Below are 16,405 nucleotides of genomic sequence, written 5' to 3' on the forward strand. Positions count from 1 at the left end.
GCCTCTATGGTGTTTATCTTGAGCAGGCTGCTGCCCTCTACCTATAAACCCAGAGGGATGCAGGATGCTGATGTAGCTACCTATGGCTTACCTGATGCCGCCACCCAATCCAGCATCACGGCTGATTACCAAAAAAGGACAGGACTCCACCTGCCTCTTTTTTACGTGGGCATGGTGTTACAAGGAAGGCAACAAGCAACCCACATAAAGGCTCTGCCAGCAGACCGCCCCTGGGTTGAGCAAGCCGTACTTTGGAAAGGAGTAAATGCAGCTATAGCCTTCTATACCGCCTGGCAAGCGTGGCTTCCTTCTGTCCCTGAAAAAAACAGACAAGAGGTTTTTAAGGAATTACAAACTTGGGTAAACAGCGAAAGGCTTGAGAACAGGGAAAACCAGGAGCAGAAGGTACTGAATCTACTGTCCTCGTCTCCTTGCCCGCAAGGTTATACTATTACCAATGCCTGGAAAAACCTCCAGGCAGCAGAAGCTCCCTTACACTATTATTTACCCCAATTAAATTGGAACGGGGCAGAAAATGCCTACTATCTTTGGCTTAAAAAACTGTTGAAAGGAGATTTGGGGGCTTCAAATCAGGATTACGAACCTGTTATAAATAAAATTGGTGATGCCGCTCTCATCTCTTTTGCCATTGCCATTTTAGGGCTGGTAGTGGGGCTTATTACCACTTACTTTGCGGGGCTTTATTTCACCCTGCACCCGCACAGTACCTTTACTAAGACTTCGCATCTGATTTTATATTTCCTGGACAGTATTCCAGGCTTTTTGATTGCGTTGGGCTTGTATGGCTTGGCTCTCTACCTGGCAGGCTATTCTTCGGGGAATATATTTGGGGAAAACCAAGGAGATGAATCTCTTTTACAGCTCTGGACCCAACCTTCCATTCTACTTGGTGGGCTTTGTATTGTCTTACTCATCCTTCCCCATATTACGTTACAGTTTCATCGCAGCCTGAAGGATCAGATGAACAAGCTTTACCTCAAAACCGCCCTGGCCAAAGGTTTAACCTACAAAAAGGCAATTCAAGTTCATGCCCTTCCCAACGCAATGGTAGCCTCTTTTACCATCTTGAGTGAGGTGATCATTGGCTTAATGGCTGGGGTACTCATTATAGAGACTACTTTCTCTTTGCCAGGCCTGGGGAGCCTGTTAACCAAATCCATCCTTTCCGCTGACTTCCCGGTATTGATTGGCCTGACGCTATTCTTTCTCTTATTTAGGGTGGTGGTTATTTGGGTAATGGACAATCTATTAGCCCTCATTGACCCCCGAATGAACATCTCCCAGAACGCATGATGGCGGCCAGGGCACTACTACAACCATTTTCAGCCGATAAAGTCAACTGGGCTGTGCTCTGGTTAGCGCTGTTCACTTTAGCGGCTGGTGGTGCCCACCTCTACCTTTCATGGGGCGGGCAATTGCTGGCAAACCCAGATCAGGCCTACGCTGGCCCTTTCCAAAATTCCCTGTTTCTTCTGGGCACAGACCAATTAGGCAGAGATGTTCTCTCCTATCTTTTGCTGAGTTGCCGCACTGCCTGGTTGTTGGTTTTTCCTCCTCTCATAGGGGCCACGCTCCTTGGGGTCACTACCGGAACTGCCGCTGCCCTGGTGGGCAATGATAAATTTAAACTTAGAGTATCGGATTTGATTTCCTTTGGTCTCACCTTGTTACTAGGGTTATTATTTTATCCTATGTTTCAATGGGGAACAGAGAAAACCCTTGGCAATGGAGCCTTCTCAGTTCTTGCATATCTCTGCACTTTTTTGGTCATTGGCTTCGTTCTTCTTTCCCAACTTCTTAAAAACCTACTTGGCGGGGCCAAGACTTTTGCTCTTCCGGTAGATGCGGCTTTGCAAAAAATCATAGAGGTGTGGTCTACCTTCCCTAAGCTGCTTCTGTTGTTGCTCTTGACTACCTTTACCCCTTTCTCCATCCTTACCCTTATGGGTTGGATTTGCGCCACCTACTGGGTACTTCCCGCCCGGGTGGCTAGGGCCTCTGTCCTACAGCTAAAGCAGGAAGCCTTTTTTGAGGCAACCACTTCCTTAGGTCTCCCCTTTCAAAGGGTATTGGTAAACCACCTTTGGCCCTCCCTAAAAGGGCCGGTTATTACCAACTTCTGCTTTGCCGCCTCGGGGTTAATGGGCATTGGGTCTACCTTGGCGTATTTAGGGATAGGCTTGCCTGCCGATGTGCCTTCCTGGGGTAAAATGTTAGCCTCCGCCCGGCTTTCCTTAGAGGCATGGTGGTTATTTGCCTTTCCTGCACTGTTACTTCTGATTACTATTTTCAGTTTACAGGCAATGGGTAACAAATATTCCTCCTCCAAAACAGCCAACTCTGTTACGAATCACCAATAATAACCCATTTTATTGTTATCGTTTTTCATCCTAAAAAGCCAAAAGAACTATATTTTTATTTCTATATCATTTTTAGAATATCATATCCCACTTCTGTCCAAGTTATCTTATCAATAATTGTTTCCTGTTTTCTATTGACTTTACCCCCTATTATTGTATCATATAATAAAGTATATGATGATGAAAGTATCTGGTAAGGGTTTAATTTCTGCAGCGGTTCGGCAGCAATTCCCCCAAATAAGCTTTTCTTCAGTTTTAAAAAAGCCAGGAGGGCAAACCTCTCTTTTAGCTTTTGTACAACAAGAAAAAGTGAATACTTCTTCCTCAGGAAACAAGATTGAATTTAAGACGCCTTTGGCTGACGGCTTCATTCTAGATGGATACTATCTAGGCACCTTTGAGTTTGATTCTCTAACTGGTCACCCAGGAATTAGATACTAGTTTTTTTGTGTTGTCTTCCGTAGCCCCCCATGCGGAAGTTAGTTTTTTTGTTGTTTGTCTGTTTGCCTGCCGGCTTGTCACCGGCAGGCTTTTTTTTGCCCTGCCCGTCCCTTTATTTCGGCAGTCACCAATTCCGGGTAAAATTTAACAGGGTTCTCTAAGATTAAGCATCCTTCTCTCTAAAGCTATTTTGTGCCTGTTTCCCGAAAAACAGGCACAAAACGCACCGGCCTTTTCAGGAGACTTTCTGATATTGAGTTAGTTCAGTTACAATAAAAGACAGTGCCAAAGTTAGTGGGATATAACAACTGCAGACTTTTTAGAAAGCGTTGTTGAATGAACCCACCTAATCTTTATAAAACCAGGCAAATATTAATCCATCCGCTCTCTAAGAACGTTTGTGGTAGCTTAGGACCGCCCACCCATTCAGCAGCACCGCAAAACCAAACATAATCGCCAACTGCTGCCTGATCTCATATAGCCCTGCCCCCTTCAGTACCACCAGCCTTATGACGTCTATAAAGTAGGCGACCGGGTTAATGCGGGTAATGTAACGGGCCCAGGTTGGCATACTGTCTATGGGCGTGTACAGGCCGCTGAGCAGGATGAAGATCATCATCATAAAAAAGGAAACCAACATGGCCTGTTGCTGGGTGTCTGAGTAGGTGGAAGTAAGAAGCCCTAACCCTAGCACTGCCAGCAGAAAAACGGCGGCAAACACATAGATGGTCAGAAAGCTGCCCAGCGGAATGATGCCATAGCCTATCCGGGCAATACCAAACCCAAGGGTTAGCACCAGCAGGCCCATCGCCCAGAAAGGAATCAGTTTGCCCAGAATAAAGTGGTGTTTCTTGATGGGGGTCACGTTGATCTGCTCCATGGTGCCAACCTCCTTTTCGCGCACAATATTAAGTGACGTCAGAAAAGACCCAACCAACGTCACCAGAATCACCAGAATGCCGGGTACCATAAAGACCTTGTAGTTCATGCGCGGGTTAAACCAGTTGGTAGGCACTATGTCAATAGTGGTTTCGGGGCTTAGGCGGGGCAACTGAATCCATTGGGTTCTTACTTCCCGGTTATAGTCTTGGATGATGGAACGAAGATAGGCTCCCCCCAGGTTGGCCTTAACCCCATTTATGGAGTTGATAGCCAGAAACAGCGTGGCCTGGTCTTCATGCACCAGACTTTTCTCAAACCGCGCCGGAATTTCCAGAATCAGGTCAGCCCGGTCTTCCTCTACTTCCTGCAGGGCATCTGCATAGGAGTCTGAAAAGGAATTCAGTTTAAAGTATCCGGAGGAAGTAACTTTCTGCACCAGTTGCCGGGAGTATTCAGAATGGTCATGGTCTACTACGCTCAGGAGAATGTTTTTCATCTCATAGTCTGCGGCGTTGGGCAGCAGCACCAGTTGCAGCATGGGCATTACCAAGATCATCCGGAGGATGGATTTATCACGGGTAATCTGCCTGAATTCCTTTTGCAGTAAAAACAGCAGCGTTCTCATACCAACCTGATCTTAAACTTACGGATACTCATAAACAGCAGGAAAACCAGCATGCCCACCAGAACCAGCGTCTCTTTCCAGACCGCTTCCAGCCCCACGCCTTTTATCATCACTGACCTTACAATAATGTAGTACCATTTAGCCGGAATGATATTGGAAATTAGTTGCAGCAGCCGGGGCATGTTCTCAATTGGAAACATGAACCCACTCAACATGATGGTGGGCATAAACATACCGGTTAGGGAAATGAACATGGCCGTCTGCTGAGACTCGGTTACAGACGAGATCAACAGGCCCAGCACCAAGGAAGTCACCGTAAAAAGAATGCTTTCCAGCACTAATAAAGGAAGGCTTCCGTTAATGGGCACCTCCAGCACAAACACGCTCAACAGCAAGATGCTGGCAATATTCACCAGCGAAAGGAAGAAATACGGCACCGCCTTGGCAATCACAATTTTCAGGGGCTGCACCGGTGAAACCAAAAGCACCTCCATGGTACCCATTTCCTTTTCCCGCACAATGGTAATGGCCGTCATCATAGTGCAAACCAGCATTAACACCAAGGCCATAACCCCAGGCACAAAACTGTAGGCCCCCTTCATCTGCGGATTGTAAAGCATTCGCATTTCGGTGTTTATTTTATAGGGCAGCTGGCGGCCATCGGTGATCCGGTCCTGGTAATCCAGGATAATAGCCGAGGCATAATTGGTAAGGGTGTTAGCTACGTTAGGGTCAGAGGCATCGGCAATAACCTGCACCTGCGCCTTGTTGAGGTGCTTGAGGTCTGCCTCAAAGTTTTGGGGCAGGATGACCGCCATCTTTATGTTGCCTTTCTTGAATTCCTCCTCTACCTCCTGGTAAGAATACAGGTGTTTTTGAATCTCAAAATACCGGCTGGCCTCCAGCTCCGCGATAAGGGAGGCAGAAGCCGCATCGTTTGACCTATCTAGTACCGCTATCCTGGAATTCTTGACTTCATTGGTCAGCGCAAACCCGAAGATGATGATCTGCACCACGGGCATGCCCAGCAAAATAAGCATGGTCCTGTGGTCCCGGAAAATGTGGTAGAATTCCTTTTTGATGAATGACCAAAACTGTTTCATGGGCTAAGATTGACCGCTTGGGCGATTTATTGTGATGAACGGAGGAAGTTTTATGCGCGGGGCCTTCTTCCATAATAGTAACCGAGCATTTCTGTTTTGGGCCTGTTTTCTAAAAAACAGGCCCAAAACAGAAATCTTTACTCTGCCCGGGTAGCCTTGCGGGCCAGTTTTATAAAAACGTCCCTCAAACTGTTGTTTCAGGTTCTGGGGAGTGTCTAGGGCGTCTATGCGGCCGTCTACCATAATGGAAACGCGGTTGCAGTATTCGGCCTCATCCATGTAGTGGGTGGTGACAAAAACAGTGATGCCGGAGGCGGCGGCCTCATAAATAAGTTGCCAGAACTCGCGCCGGGTGACCGGGTCCACGCCGCCGGTAGGTTCATCCAGAAACACGATCTCCGGCTCATGGAAAATGGCCACCGAGAAAGCCAGCTTCTGTTTCCAGCCCAACGGCAGAGACCTGACCAGCTTGTCCCCTTCGTCCTGCAGGTGCAGACGCTGCAACAGGCGTTGCGTGTTGTCTTTAATAAACTGGTTGCTCTTACCGTAAATGCCCGCAAAAAACCGGATGTTCTCCCGCACCGTGAGGTCTCCGTAAAGCGAAAACTTCTGACTCATGTAGCCAATGCTGCGTTTGATCTGCTCGGTCTGCCGGTACACATCATATCCAGCCACGGTTGCCTGGCCGCTGGTGGGATGGGACAAGCCGCAGAGCATCCGGATGGCCGTGGTCTTGCCTGCGCCGTTGGCCCCCAGAAACCCAAAGATCTCACCCTTCTCCACCTCAAAGGATATACCGTCTACGGCGGTAAAATCCCCAAAGCGCTTGGTTAGTCCCTGCACGGTGATGGCCTTGTCTGTTCCGGTCATGACGCTGATTTCATTAAGTCAATAAAGCAGTCTTCAATGTTGGGCGTGACAGGCTGCACCTGGAGGTTAGAATAGCCCTTCTTCTGCAGGTAAACCTCTACTTCTTGCGCGTTGCTGGTGGGCACCAGCACCACGTGATGGTCCTCACCAAACGCATAACTATCCTGCTGACCAGGAAAAGCCTGCAGGTCTTTAAGCAATTGGAACATATTGTCTGCCCTTACTGCCACCAGTTGCTTTCCAAAACTTGAGATGATGGCGGCTGGGGTGTCAATGGACATGATCTCGCCGTTCTGAATGAGGGCCACGCGGTCACAGAGGCTGGCTTCATCCATATAAGGGGTAGAAACCAGAATGGTGATTCCTTCGGCTTTTAATTTCCGCAGCATCTCCCAGAACTCCTTGCGGGAAACGGCATCCACGCCGGTGGTGGGCTCGTCCAGAAAAAGGACGGTAGGCCGATGGATGAGCGCGCAGCAAAGGGCCAGCTTCTGTTTCATGCCCCCGGACAGTTTACCGGCGCGCCTATCTTTAAAGGGCTCTATCTGCACGTATATGTCTTTGATCAGGTCATAGTTTTCCTGGATGGTGGTATGGAAGATGGCGGCAAAGAACTCCAGGTTTTCAGCCACGGTCAGATCCTGGTACAGCGAGAACCTGCCCGGCATATAGCCCACCCGTTGCCGGATGGCCTTGTAGTCCTGTACCACATCAAAGCCATCTACCGTAGCCTGGCCTCCCTCTGGTAAGAGCAGGGTGGTTAGAATCCGGAACAGGGAAGTCTTGCCGGCCCCGTCTGGCCCTATGATCCCGAAGATCTCTCCCTGGGCTACTTCAAAAGACACGCCTTTCAAAGCCTGAATCTTTTCCTTTTTGGCGCCATAGGTTTTCACCAGTTTCAGGGCTATCACGGCGGCGCTCATTTCTCTTTTTGCCCCTCCGGCAACTTTACTTCGCCATACATGCCAATCTTCAGGTACCCATCATTCTTTACCCGTATTTTCATGGCGTATACCAAGTTAGCCCGTTCATCTTTGGTCTGGATGGTTTTAGGCGTAAACTCGGCTTTGTCAGAAATCCAGGTAATAGTGCCCGGCAATTCTTTATACCCCTCTTCCTGGTCTACCAGTACCGTGACTTGTTGCCCCAGACGCACCTGCGGCAGTTGACTTCCGGTCAGGTAAGCCCTCAGGTTAATGGTAGAGAGATCGGCTATCTTGTAAAGGGCTTTCCCGGGGGCGGTCACCTCCCCCTGTTCTGCGTATTTGGCCAGCACCGTGCCAGTAATGGGGTTGGTCACGTGAGCATCGGCTAACTGATCCTCCAGCTGGGCCACGCGTTTTTGCAGGGGCTTGTTTTCGCTCAGAATGCCGCGGTTCTGGGTAGTGGTAAGGGTACGCTGCACGTTTATCTGTTGCTGGGTTACCTTCATCTGCTCTTTGAGCACGTCTATCTGCGCGTTGATGTCATCCAGCTGCTTGCCAGTGGCGGCATCGGCGGCAAGCAAATTACGGGTGCGCCGTTGTTCCTGCTCCAGGGTGGCCAGTTGTGACCGCTGCACCCCCAGTTGGTTTTGCAGCAACCTGATCTGGGGTTGTACATCCAGGGTCTTCTCCTGCAAGGCGTCTATGCTGGCCTCTACCTGCTCTTTCTGCAAGGCTAGGTTGCGGGCCTCTATGGTTCCTACCACCTGACCGGCGCCAAGCTTCTGCCCTTCTTCTACCGCAAAGGAGTCTATGCGCCCGGCCAGTTCCGCTGAAACGATCACTTCATCTGCTTCAAAGGTTCCGGTGGCATCAGACTCTAATCCCTTGTTGTTACACCCAAACAGAAATAGCGCGGTAACCAGGGTATATAAATAGAAAAGTTTTGTCATGGCTGCAGAGGGTTAGGGCTAATAGCCGAGGGTGGTTTTATAGTTAATTTGGGCCTGGAGCAACTGGAGTTGGTGCAGAATAAGGGTTTGCCTGGCCTGGTCCTCGGCGTAGACCTCTCGCAAGTAGTCATTGGGGGTAATCACACTGTTGGACAGTTGGGCACTGGCAGCGGCTTTCACCTTTTCCCGCAAGCCCACAATTTCCTGATCCGTGACCACAAGCTGTTGCAATTTGTCAATCTCGGCTCGTTGCTGGGTAAGCTGGGCATTGGTATTCAGGAGGAAATTCTCCAGTTGTATTTGGGTCAGTTGCTGGTTCACCCCAATGAGTTTGCGGTCGTTCCGGGCCGTATACAAATTGCCCAGTGACCAGTTTAGCCGGAAGCCGCCCATGTACCAGAAGTCTGCCTGGTTCTGCAGGAAGTTTAACCCCGGGCGCCCATAGCCGGTTTGCCCAAAGAGGCTGGCCTTGGGCAGGTTTCGGGCCAGGAGTAACTTCTGCTGCTGCTCCAGCAATGACTGCTGAAAAGAATACACTTTCAACTCAGGGCGCTGGATCTGCTGATAGGCCATCACCTCTGTGGGAACAGGTAAGGGCAATACCACGCTTTCCGGCAGGGCCTGCCCTACAAACAACCCCAGGGTCTGTAACGTGGCCTGCCTGGCCGAGCGCAACTCTGCGCGCCGTTGGTTGTTTTTTAAAAGCTCCGCCTGCAACAGGTAAAGATTTGATTTGAAACTCACTTCATTCTTCACTTGAGCCTCTACCCTCCTGATTCCGGCTTCCAGATCCAGCTGCACCAGATCCACCTGTTTCAATTGGGCGTCCAGCAGCAACGTGCCCAGGTAAAGCTGGTTAATGCGGTCCTGTAACCGAAGCAGTTCTACCTCCACTTTCTGGGTCTCCACCGCCGTCTGCAGCTGCGCTGCTTTCTTTTGCTGCCTGATCAGGCCCCCGTCAAACACCAGTTGGCTTACCTCTGCAAAGACTTTATATTGTTCTTTAGGTAAAGGAATAATTTCCACACCAGGCAGGGAAATAGGTAGTTGCGTGACCGCTGATTGGTAAGTGGCTTGCCCATTAAGGCCCACCTGCGGCAGATAGCCTTTGCTAAGGTTCTCCAGCGTGAATTGTTCAGTTTGAAGCAAAAGATCCCGCTGCCGCGAAATAGGATAATGTTGCCGGGCCTGCTCCTGCGCCTCTTCCAGGGTGAGCACCGGGACCTGCCGGGCCTGTAAAGAACCAGAAAGAAGAAGGGCCAGCAGAAACAAGGTGTTGGCTTTGCCCCAAGCCCAAGAAATAGATGGTCGCATAGGCTATAATCTAAGGGAGTGAATCACGAAAGCCGGAACTTCCCGCTTGCGGGCTTCCATCATGGCCAGAAACTGGTCCTGGCCCAGGCCGGTCATGTGTTGCATCAAAGGCCGGCCCAGAAACGGGAAAACGCACAGCGACATCATGTTCAAGTAGAGTTCAAAAGGGTGAATGGGCCTGATGCTTCCCAAGGCCACTTCCTGCTGTACCTGCTCCGCAAATCTGGCCATGTTCAGGCGCTGGTCCCCCAAATGCCTTTCTAAAAAGGTGCCCTGCTGTTTGTTGGTTTCTTCAATAATAAAAAGGGGCAGGAAAGGGTTGTGGAGCATACGCTCAATGTACTCCTGGCAACAAGCCTCTATCTTGGCAAACAAAGACAAGTCAGAGGTGAGAATCTGGTTGATGCGGGGCAATAACTGGCCAGACACCTGCTTGAAAATCTCATCAAACAACTTTTCCTTGCTCCTGAAATAGTAATGCAGGAGTGCTTTGTTGATCCCGGCCTCATCCGCGATGTCCTGCATGCGGGAACCCGCCATTCCCCTGGCCATGAAAACCTTGGTGGCCGCAGCCAAAATCCTATCTTCGGTGGTTTTTTCCATTTCTTAACCAATATGTTTAACCATTTGGTTAACGCAAAAGTAGGCGTGCTTAGATTAGCATACAAAAGAGACTGGTTTTTTTATTAGAACCTTGATAACCAGAGACTATATCTTTCTAAACGTGCCAAGTGATTTTAAGGAAAGACCGAAATAGTTAATTTTCAGGCGGCAAACAACCCGAAAGGCTAAGAAAACCTAAACCCTGCTTTTTGACAAAACAACTCCTATATTAGAGGTAGCAATATCCTTTACAATATGGGGAACATCATTATGGCCACCTGCCCTTGCGGGCTGGAATCTAAAGAGATCTTTCAGGGGATTGGGTTTAATTACTATGAAAATCACCAAAGGATGGAACCCGCATATTGCGACCACTGTGGCGTTGTGGTAGGACGAGACATAAGCAAAAGCATCTCTAAATGTCCAAAATGCCGCAGGAAAATGCGGTTCTACTTTGAAGACTTAGAAAAGGAAAGCGGAAACGAGGAAAACTTTCCTGATTCAGAATATTTAGAGAGCAAGGAGTTCTGGCACTGCCCAAGGTGCAAACAAGAAACCTTAAAATTTGAAGGGATGGGCTGCTGGGATTGAGCCTGGGGCATTACCTTATTTTTATGCCAGCTGGTGCCACTACCTTGTTCAGGAGGCCCAGCAACTCAGAAAAATTCTCAGGATATTCATTTGAGCCGTAGATATTTAGGTTGATTCCTTTGCCCTTCGCCTTTAACTCCCATTGCGTGCCGTCGCAGACAGAATTATCAGCGTACCTTTTCTTCCAGTTGCAGGTTTGCAGGAACTTGACCAGGTTTTCCCAATCCTTATTCCCCTCAAGGTTTATGAGTTTATCATGCTCAGAAGGAAACCCCTGGTATTCTGAGCAGCGCAAAACATTGCCTTCCAGTTTCAACTGGTTGGAATCACTGAAATACCCCCCTAGAAAGAATTCAAAAGATTGAAGATGGCCCATGAATCAAGATAAGGTAAATTATGTACTGATTCAATCCAGAAAGCGCTAAAAACTAAAAGCCCTGACTTATTTAAAATAAGTCAGGGCTTTACTTGTGCGGAGAGGGAGGGATTCGAACCCTCGATACCGTTACCAGTATACACACTTTCCAGGCGTGCTCGTTCGACCACTCTGACACCTCTCCGGGTCCTTAAATGGGAATGCAAAGTAAGGCAGAAGCATTTGCTTTTGCAAGTTACTTACCGCTTTTCCAGTAAGTTTCTATTGGTTAATTCTCCCCTGAGGTCATTTTGCAATGCTTCGGCAATTTCTTCTTTGGAAAGGTTCTGGGCCAGCACAAACATCAATTTGGTCACGGCCGCTTCGGTGCTCAGGTCTGAGCCGCCAATAACTCCCATGTCTTTCAGGTATTTACTGGTTTCATACTGCCCCTGGTTTACCTCCCCTTCTTCACATTGTGATACGTTTAAGATGGTAAGGCCCCTTTTTACGGCGTCACGCAACAGCTTCAGAAACCACGGGTACGTAGGTGCGTTACCAGCCCCAAAGGTCTCCAGCACCAGCCCTTTCAAGCCCTTGGCATTGAGAATAGCCTTGACCACCGCCTCGTTTATGCCCGGGAACAGCTTCAGGACCGCCACCTGGCTTTCCAATTCCCCATAGACCCGCAGGGGGCCAGCAGGTGGATCAAGGATAACGGTTTGGTTGTATTCAATGTCTATGCCCGCCTTCGCCAATGGGGCATATTTACCGGAGTGAAAGGCATTGAAGTGGCGGCTCTCCACTTTAGTGGAGCGGTTGCCCCGCAGCAAAAGGGTGTTGAAGAAGATGCAAACCTCAGGGACCAGGGGTTTGCCCATGCGGTGGGCCGAGGCAATCTCCAGGGCGGTGATCAGGTTACGGCGGGCATCGGTCCGCATGCGGCCAATGGGCACCTGCGCACCGGTGAAAATAACGGGCTTGCCCAGGTTCTCCAGCAGAAAGCTTAAGGCAGAAGCGCTGTAGGCCATGGTATCAGTACCGTGCAAGATCACGAACCCGTCATACTCCTGGTAATTCACCTGAATCACCTGCGCCAGTTTCACCCAGTGCTCAACGCCAATGTTAGAGGAGTCAATGGGCGGGTCCAAGCTCAAAACAGTCAGCATTACCTTAAACTGCCGCATCTCCGGCACCCGGTGAATAACCTCACTGAAATCAAAGGGCACCAGGTGTTCATCCTGTTTGTCAGAGACCATGCCTATGGTACCGCCTGTGTAAATAAGCAAAATGGAAGCCTCAGGGTCACGGGGGGCCGCCGTATTGATATTTACCTTTAAAAACTTCATAATATCAGGAAAAGAGGCGCTTGGCGTTGACCGTTGTGGCCGCGGCAACCTCGTCTAAGGTAATACTTTTGATGTCCGCTATGCGCTGCGCCACATACGGGAGGTAAGAAGGCTCGTTCCGCTTCCCGCGTTTGGGCACCGGCGCAAGATACGGACTGTCGGTTTCCAATACCAGATGTTTTAAATCAATTGCCTGTAAAACCGGCTCCAGGCCTCCGTTCTTAAAGGTGCTTACCCCGCCTATGCCTAACAGAAAGTTCACGTCCAAGGCCGCCTGGGCGTCTTCTACGGTTCCTGAAAAACAGTGGAAGATACCTCTCAGCGTACCATCCTGCTGTTCTTTGATTATCTGGAGCGTATCTGAAAAGGCGTCTCTGGTATGCAATACAATGGGAATCTGGTATTTCTTAGCCCAACCGCATTGAATCCTGAGCGCTTCCTGCTGCTCCTTCACAAAGGTTTTGTCCCAGTAATAATCCAGGCCGGCCTCCCCTATTCCCTTAAAGGAGCGCTGCTCAAACTGGCTTTCTAACTGGGTAAGCACTTGCCTGAAATCTTGGAAAACGTGGCACGGGTGAAGGCCTAACAACGAGTGGCACCAGGGGTGGTCTTTCTCCAACTGGAGCATGGTGTCCAGCGAAGCAAGGTCAATGTTCGGCATGTAAATTTCAGCTACCCCCGCCGCCTGGGCACGCTGAAGCATCTCCTCCCGGTCCTGGGCGAAATCTGGGGAGAAGACGTGCGCGTGAGAATCTATATAGGTCATAGGTAATGGTAAACTCAAGCGTTCTGTTTTAGGGCCGTTTTTGGTAAAACAGGCCTAAAACGCAAAGATACGGTTTTAGGAAACGACAGCGCTTTACTTTTTCCAGTAGGGCTGCTTCTGCCCTTTCCTCTTGCCTAATACTGGCGGCCCTTCCACTTTATCTTTATAGGCAAAAACAGAAGCACCAGTAATACCACAGAATTAAACAGCACATACCCTTCCAGCAAAACCAAGTCTATCCAATTGGTCTTACGGCCGGCATGCCGGAGGCAAAGATGCACGAAAACGCTCTGGCAAAGAACCTTTAGCAGATAAACCGTAGTCCCGAAGGCCAAAGGAGCTTTCAGGAAAAACGGAATCCAGACCGGGTAAAAGGCGGTATGGATGGCTAGCAACACCCACATGTACCAGGGCAAATGAAAGGAGCCGCGCATCCAGCGCCGGCGTTGCTGGTACAAGGTTTTCAGATCTGGGGCGGGTGCTGAGACAGCTAAGGTTTCAGGGCAGTACACATTGGCGCTTTTATAGCCTTTGGCCAGAACCTGCCGGAACAGCTGCACATCTTCAGTGATAGAAAATGGAATTCCGGCGTAGCCTCCCACCGCCTCATAGGCATGGCGGGTCACCAGCATGTTATTGCCCATGGAGGAAACGGGCAGTTTGCGGTCAGCGACTACCTGCATCAATCCCAGCGCATACAGCCAGTCCAATGATTGGAGCCGGTCAAACAACCGGGTTCCTTTGGTGGTGGTAATGCCGGTGACAATACCGGTTTCAGCCTTTAAGTTTTTAAGTAGCGTTTCTATCCAAAGAACCGGGACCTCAATATCGGCGTCCGTGAAAAAGAAAAGATCTGTGGTGGCTTTCTGGGAGAGTTGCGCCAGTACATTGGGTTTGCCTTTAGTACCGCGCAGATCATAGGTGATGGGCAGGCATGAAACGTAGGGATGATGCTGCGCAAATTCCTCTACTAGGGCCTGGGTTTGGTCCGTGGACCGGTCATTGCCTACCAACACCTCCACCTTCTCTTTAGGGTACTGCAACCGGTCAATGGCTTGCAGGCATGTAAGGATATGCTTCTCCTCGTTTCGGGCGGCAATGAGGATACTGATTCTGGGGAAGTGCTGCAAGGGTGGCACCACCGGCTCTTTTCTCTGCCACCACAGTACCAGCAAGAGCAGGAAAAGGGTGAAATACAGAACAAAAAAACCAAGGGTGAATAACATGCCTTACAGGGTTTGGAAACTGTATCCCAGCGAAGAGAAATGCTCCAGCAACCTGGGTAAAACGTACCTTAGGTTGCGCTCCGCCTTCAGGCTATCATGCAGCACCACCACGCCACCAGGTTGAATAGAAGCAATAGTTTTGCGCAGACATTCTTCTGGGGAAAGCGTCTGGTCAAAATCATAGGCCAGACTGCTCCACATTACTACCTGATACTCTGGTTGCAGCGTACGCAGATGCCGCAGCGTGAGTTGGCCATGGGGCGGCCGGAAAAGTTTTGTTTGGGTAGCAGGCCTTTCAAGTGTTTCTAACACCTCTTGGCATTTGGTCACTTGCGCAAAGTACGCGACTGGGGAAAGTTGCCAGGCTTTTACGTGCTGGTGGGTGTGGTTGGCCAGCATATGGCCTTGCTTCATGACTTGCGTAGCAATTTCTTTATGGCGCTCCAGATTCTCCCCTACGCAGAAAAAGGTGGCCTTGGCCTGGTAAGCCGCTAACTGGTCCAACACAAAAGGCGTAACCTCCGGAATGGGGCCATCATCAAAGGTCAGGTAAAGGGTTTTCTCCTTTGCAGGTCTTCGCCACCAAACCTTTGGAAAAAGCCAGGGCATAAAGAAGGGAGTCTTAAAGAATCTAACCACTTTTTACAGGTATGCCTGGGTGAAAACGGAATCTGAAGGAATGCCTTATTGGAAGAATTTGCCTGGTTCCCTAACTATTTGAACCGGCAGGAAAGCAAGGTAATATCATCACTGAAGGTCTCATCACTGTTATAGGCGTTGATCTCCTTCAAGAGCTGCGTATGGATGTTGCGCGAGCTGACGTATCGACAGTTTTGCAGCACCCGGATGGTATTCTCCAGCCCAAACTCGTCTTCATCATGGTTGAATACCTCCGTAAGGCCGTCTGTGTAGCAAAATACAAAAGACTGCGGCGGAACCAGCACCTTGGTTACCGACAGAAACGGGAGCTCATCAAAAATTCCCAGCATGGTACACCCTTCTTCCAGCAACTTGTAGGTGTTGTTGTCATACAAAAGAATAGAGGCATTGTGGCCCGCATTCACGTAACTCAGCTCCCGGGTCACGCGGTTGTAGATACCCAGAAAACAGGTGATGAATTTCTCCGCGATCGCGTTGCGATAGATCAGATCATTCAGCTCACTGACAATAGTATTCAGGTTGGTGGTCTGCCGCAGGATAGTCCGGATACCCGCCTGAAAGTTAGACATGAGCAGGGAGGCCGGAACGCCTTTGCCAGATACGTCTGCCACGCAGAAAAGGAACTGGTCCTCGTCTATGGGAATGAAATCATAGTAATCGCCGCCAATGGAGGAGTGCGGAATGTAGGTGGCGTGAATGGCCACGTCTTTGTTATTGGGCAGTGACTTGGGAAAGAGCATGTTCTGTACCTCGCGGGCAATTTCAATCTCTTTCCGCATGGCCTCCTGGGTAAGGCGGTGGCGCTCTAAACGGCGGTTTTCCATGGCCACCAGAATGATGTTACTCAGGGTCTGCACGAAGCTTAAGGCACCCAGGGTGGTGTAGTAGGCATGCACGTTGCCAATCATGACAAAGGCCAGAATGCGGTTGTTGTGCATAATGGGTATGACCGTCTCAAAGTCATGCCAGCGCTTGTCAATGTTTAACTTGGCCAGTGAGGTGATTTCCCTTAGTTCGGTGACGGCCTCCGGCAATTCTATTTCCCTGAAGTTGTGTTCCGTACCAAATAATACCTTGCACTCCCATTTCTCATCAATGAGAAAAAGGGACAGGCGCCTGATGTTCAGCTGCGCTAGCAGGGTAAAATGGTAAATTTTGTAGAGGGCTTCTTCCGGGAGGTTGTTGTTGATGGCCTTGGTAATCTCCAACAGGGCAGCCAATTCCAACTTCTTCAGGTTCAACTCCTGCTCTACTGTAGGAAACTTCAATTCAGACATTTGCTTTTGAGACTTTTAGGATTCATTCACAACCCAAGAGTGGTATTTCACCAGATTAAACTTGTAAATTTTAATTCCGGCAGATA

Annotated in this window: 17 protein-coding genes and 1 tRNA gene; 4 read left to right on the plus strand and 14 right to left on the minus strand. The window is 49.5% G+C overall.

The features are described 5' to 3' along the window. The first annotated feature begins 57 nt into the window (after positions 1-57). The 3 genes from TH63_RS08685 (at position 58) to TH63_RS08695 (ending at position 2,822) form a co-directional block, all read left to right on the plus strand. Positions 58-1,314: an ABC transporter permease gene (locus TH63_RS08685; RefSeq protein ID WP_197088660.1), complete on the plus strand. Its 1,257-nt coding sequence runs from the start codon at positions 58-60 to the stop codon at positions 1,312-1,314. Positions 1,315-1,712: 398 nt separating this feature from the next. After that, the gene (locus TH63_RS20915) at positions 1,713-2,381 is read left to right on the plus strand and encodes an ABC transporter permease subunit (RefSeq protein ID WP_394331427.1); all 669 of its coding nucleotides are present in this window, start codon (positions 1,713-1,715) and stop codon (positions 2,379-2,381) included. Positions 2,382-2,555: 174 nt separating this feature from the next. Then, positions 2,556-2,822 (plus strand): hypothetical protein, encoded by a 267-nt coding sequence (locus TH63_RS08695; protein WP_048920608.1) that lies wholly within the window; start codon positions 2,556-2,558, stop codon positions 2,820-2,822. A gap of 388 nt (positions 2,823-3,210) precedes the next feature. Here the strand turns inward: TH63_RS08695 and TH63_RS08700 are convergent, their stop codons facing one another. The 7 genes from TH63_RS08700 to TH63_RS08730 are packed head-to-tail and all read right to left on the minus strand — an operon-like array spanning position 3,211 to position 10,095. Beyond that, entirely contained in the window at positions 3,211-4,329 is a 1,119-nt protein-coding gene (locus TH63_RS08700; protein ID WP_048920609.1) for an ABC transporter permease, read from the minus strand. Continuing rightward, a complete protein-coding gene (locus tag TH63_RS08705; RefSeq protein WP_048920610.1) occupies positions 4,326-5,432 on the minus strand; it encodes an ABC transporter permease in 1,107 nt (368 codons plus the stop codon). The genes TH63_RS08700 and TH63_RS08705 overlap by 4 nt, the downstream gene beginning before the upstream one ends. A gap of 3 nt (positions 5,433-5,435) precedes the next feature. Continuing rightward, positions 5,436-6,302, minus strand: a complete 867-nt coding sequence (locus TH63_RS08710; RefSeq protein WP_197088662.1) for an ABC transporter ATP-binding protein — start codon at positions 6,300-6,302, stop codon at positions 5,436-5,438. Then, positions 6,299-7,225 carry an ABC transporter ATP-binding protein gene (locus tag TH63_RS08715; protein WP_048920611.1) on the minus strand — a complete coding sequence of 309 codons (927 nt, stop codon included), beginning with the start codon at positions 7,223-7,225 and terminating at the stop codon, positions 6,299-6,301. Before TH63_RS08715 ends, TH63_RS08710 begins: the two co-directional genes overlap by 4 nt. Beyond that, positions 7,222-8,178: an HlyD family secretion protein gene (locus TH63_RS08720; protein WP_048920612.1), complete on the minus strand. Its 957-nt coding sequence runs from the start codon at positions 8,176-8,178 to the stop codon at positions 7,222-7,224. The genes TH63_RS08715 and TH63_RS08720 overlap by 4 nt, the downstream gene beginning before the upstream one ends. A gap of 18 nt (positions 8,179-8,196) precedes the next feature. Then, the gene (locus tag TH63_RS08725) at positions 8,197-9,492 is read right to left on the minus strand and encodes a TolC family protein (protein ID WP_048920613.1); all 1,296 of its coding nucleotides are present in this window, start codon (positions 9,490-9,492) and stop codon (positions 8,197-8,199) included. Positions 9,493-9,495: 3 nt separating this feature from the next. Beyond that, positions 9,496-10,095: a TetR/AcrR family transcriptional regulator gene (locus TH63_RS08730; protein ID WP_048920614.1), complete on the minus strand. Its 600-nt coding sequence runs from the start codon at positions 10,093-10,095 to the stop codon at positions 9,496-9,498. Positions 10,096-10,350: 255 nt separating this feature from the next. On the opposite strand from TH63_RS08730, the gene TH63_RS20520 reads away from it, so the two are divergent. Continuing rightward, positions 10,351-10,686 (plus strand): hypothetical protein, encoded by a 336-nt coding sequence (locus tag TH63_RS20520; protein WP_048920615.1) that lies wholly within the window; start codon positions 10,351-10,353, stop codon positions 10,684-10,686. A gap of 10 nt (positions 10,687-10,696) precedes the next feature. Here the strand turns inward: TH63_RS20520 and TH63_RS08740 are convergent, their stop codons facing one another. The 7 genes from TH63_RS08740 to TH63_RS08770 all read right to left on the minus strand — a co-directional run bounded on the left by TH63_RS08740 (position 10,697) and on the right by TH63_RS08770 (position 16,319). Continuing rightward, a complete protein-coding gene (locus tag TH63_RS08740) occupies positions 10,697-11,062 on the minus strand; it encodes a hypothetical protein (protein WP_048920616.1) in 366 nt (121 codons plus the stop codon). 97 nt (positions 11,063-11,159) lie between these two features. After that, a tRNA-Ser gene (locus TH63_RS08745) sits at positions 11,160-11,246 on the minus strand. Positions 11,247-11,301: 55 nt separating this feature from the next. Then, positions 11,302-12,390 carry an asparaginase gene (locus TH63_RS08750; RefSeq protein WP_048920617.1) on the minus strand — a complete coding sequence of 363 codons (1,089 nt, stop codon included), beginning with the start codon at positions 12,388-12,390 and terminating at the stop codon, positions 11,302-11,304. Between the two features lie 4 nt (positions 12,391-12,394). After that, positions 12,395-13,156, minus strand: a complete 762-nt coding sequence (locus TH63_RS08755) for a TatD family hydrolase (RefSeq protein ID WP_048920618.1) — start codon at positions 13,154-13,156, stop codon at positions 12,395-12,397. Between the two features lie 134 nt (positions 13,157-13,290). Then, positions 13,291-14,382 carry a glycosyltransferase gene (locus TH63_RS08760; RefSeq protein ID WP_048920619.1) on the minus strand — a complete coding sequence of 364 codons (1,092 nt, stop codon included), beginning with the start codon at positions 14,380-14,382 and terminating at the stop codon, positions 13,291-13,293. A 3-nt stretch (positions 14,383-14,385) separates the two neighbouring features. Next, positions 14,386-14,991, minus strand: a complete 606-nt coding sequence (locus TH63_RS08765) for a polysaccharide deacetylase family protein (protein WP_076606447.1) — start codon at positions 14,989-14,991, stop codon at positions 14,386-14,388. A 104-nt stretch (positions 14,992-15,095) separates the two neighbouring features. Continuing rightward, complete coding sequence (locus tag TH63_RS08770; RefSeq protein WP_048920621.1) at positions 15,096-16,319, minus strand: PP2C family protein-serine/threonine phosphatase; 1,224 nt, start codon at positions 16,317-16,319, stop codon at positions 15,096-15,098. Positions 16,320-16,405: the final 86 nt, after the last annotated feature.

The sequence above is a fragment of the Rufibacter radiotolerans genome (assembly GCF_001078055.1).
GTDB lineage: Bacteria > Bacteroidota > Bacteroidia > Cytophagales > Hymenobacteraceae > Nibribacter > Nibribacter radiotolerans.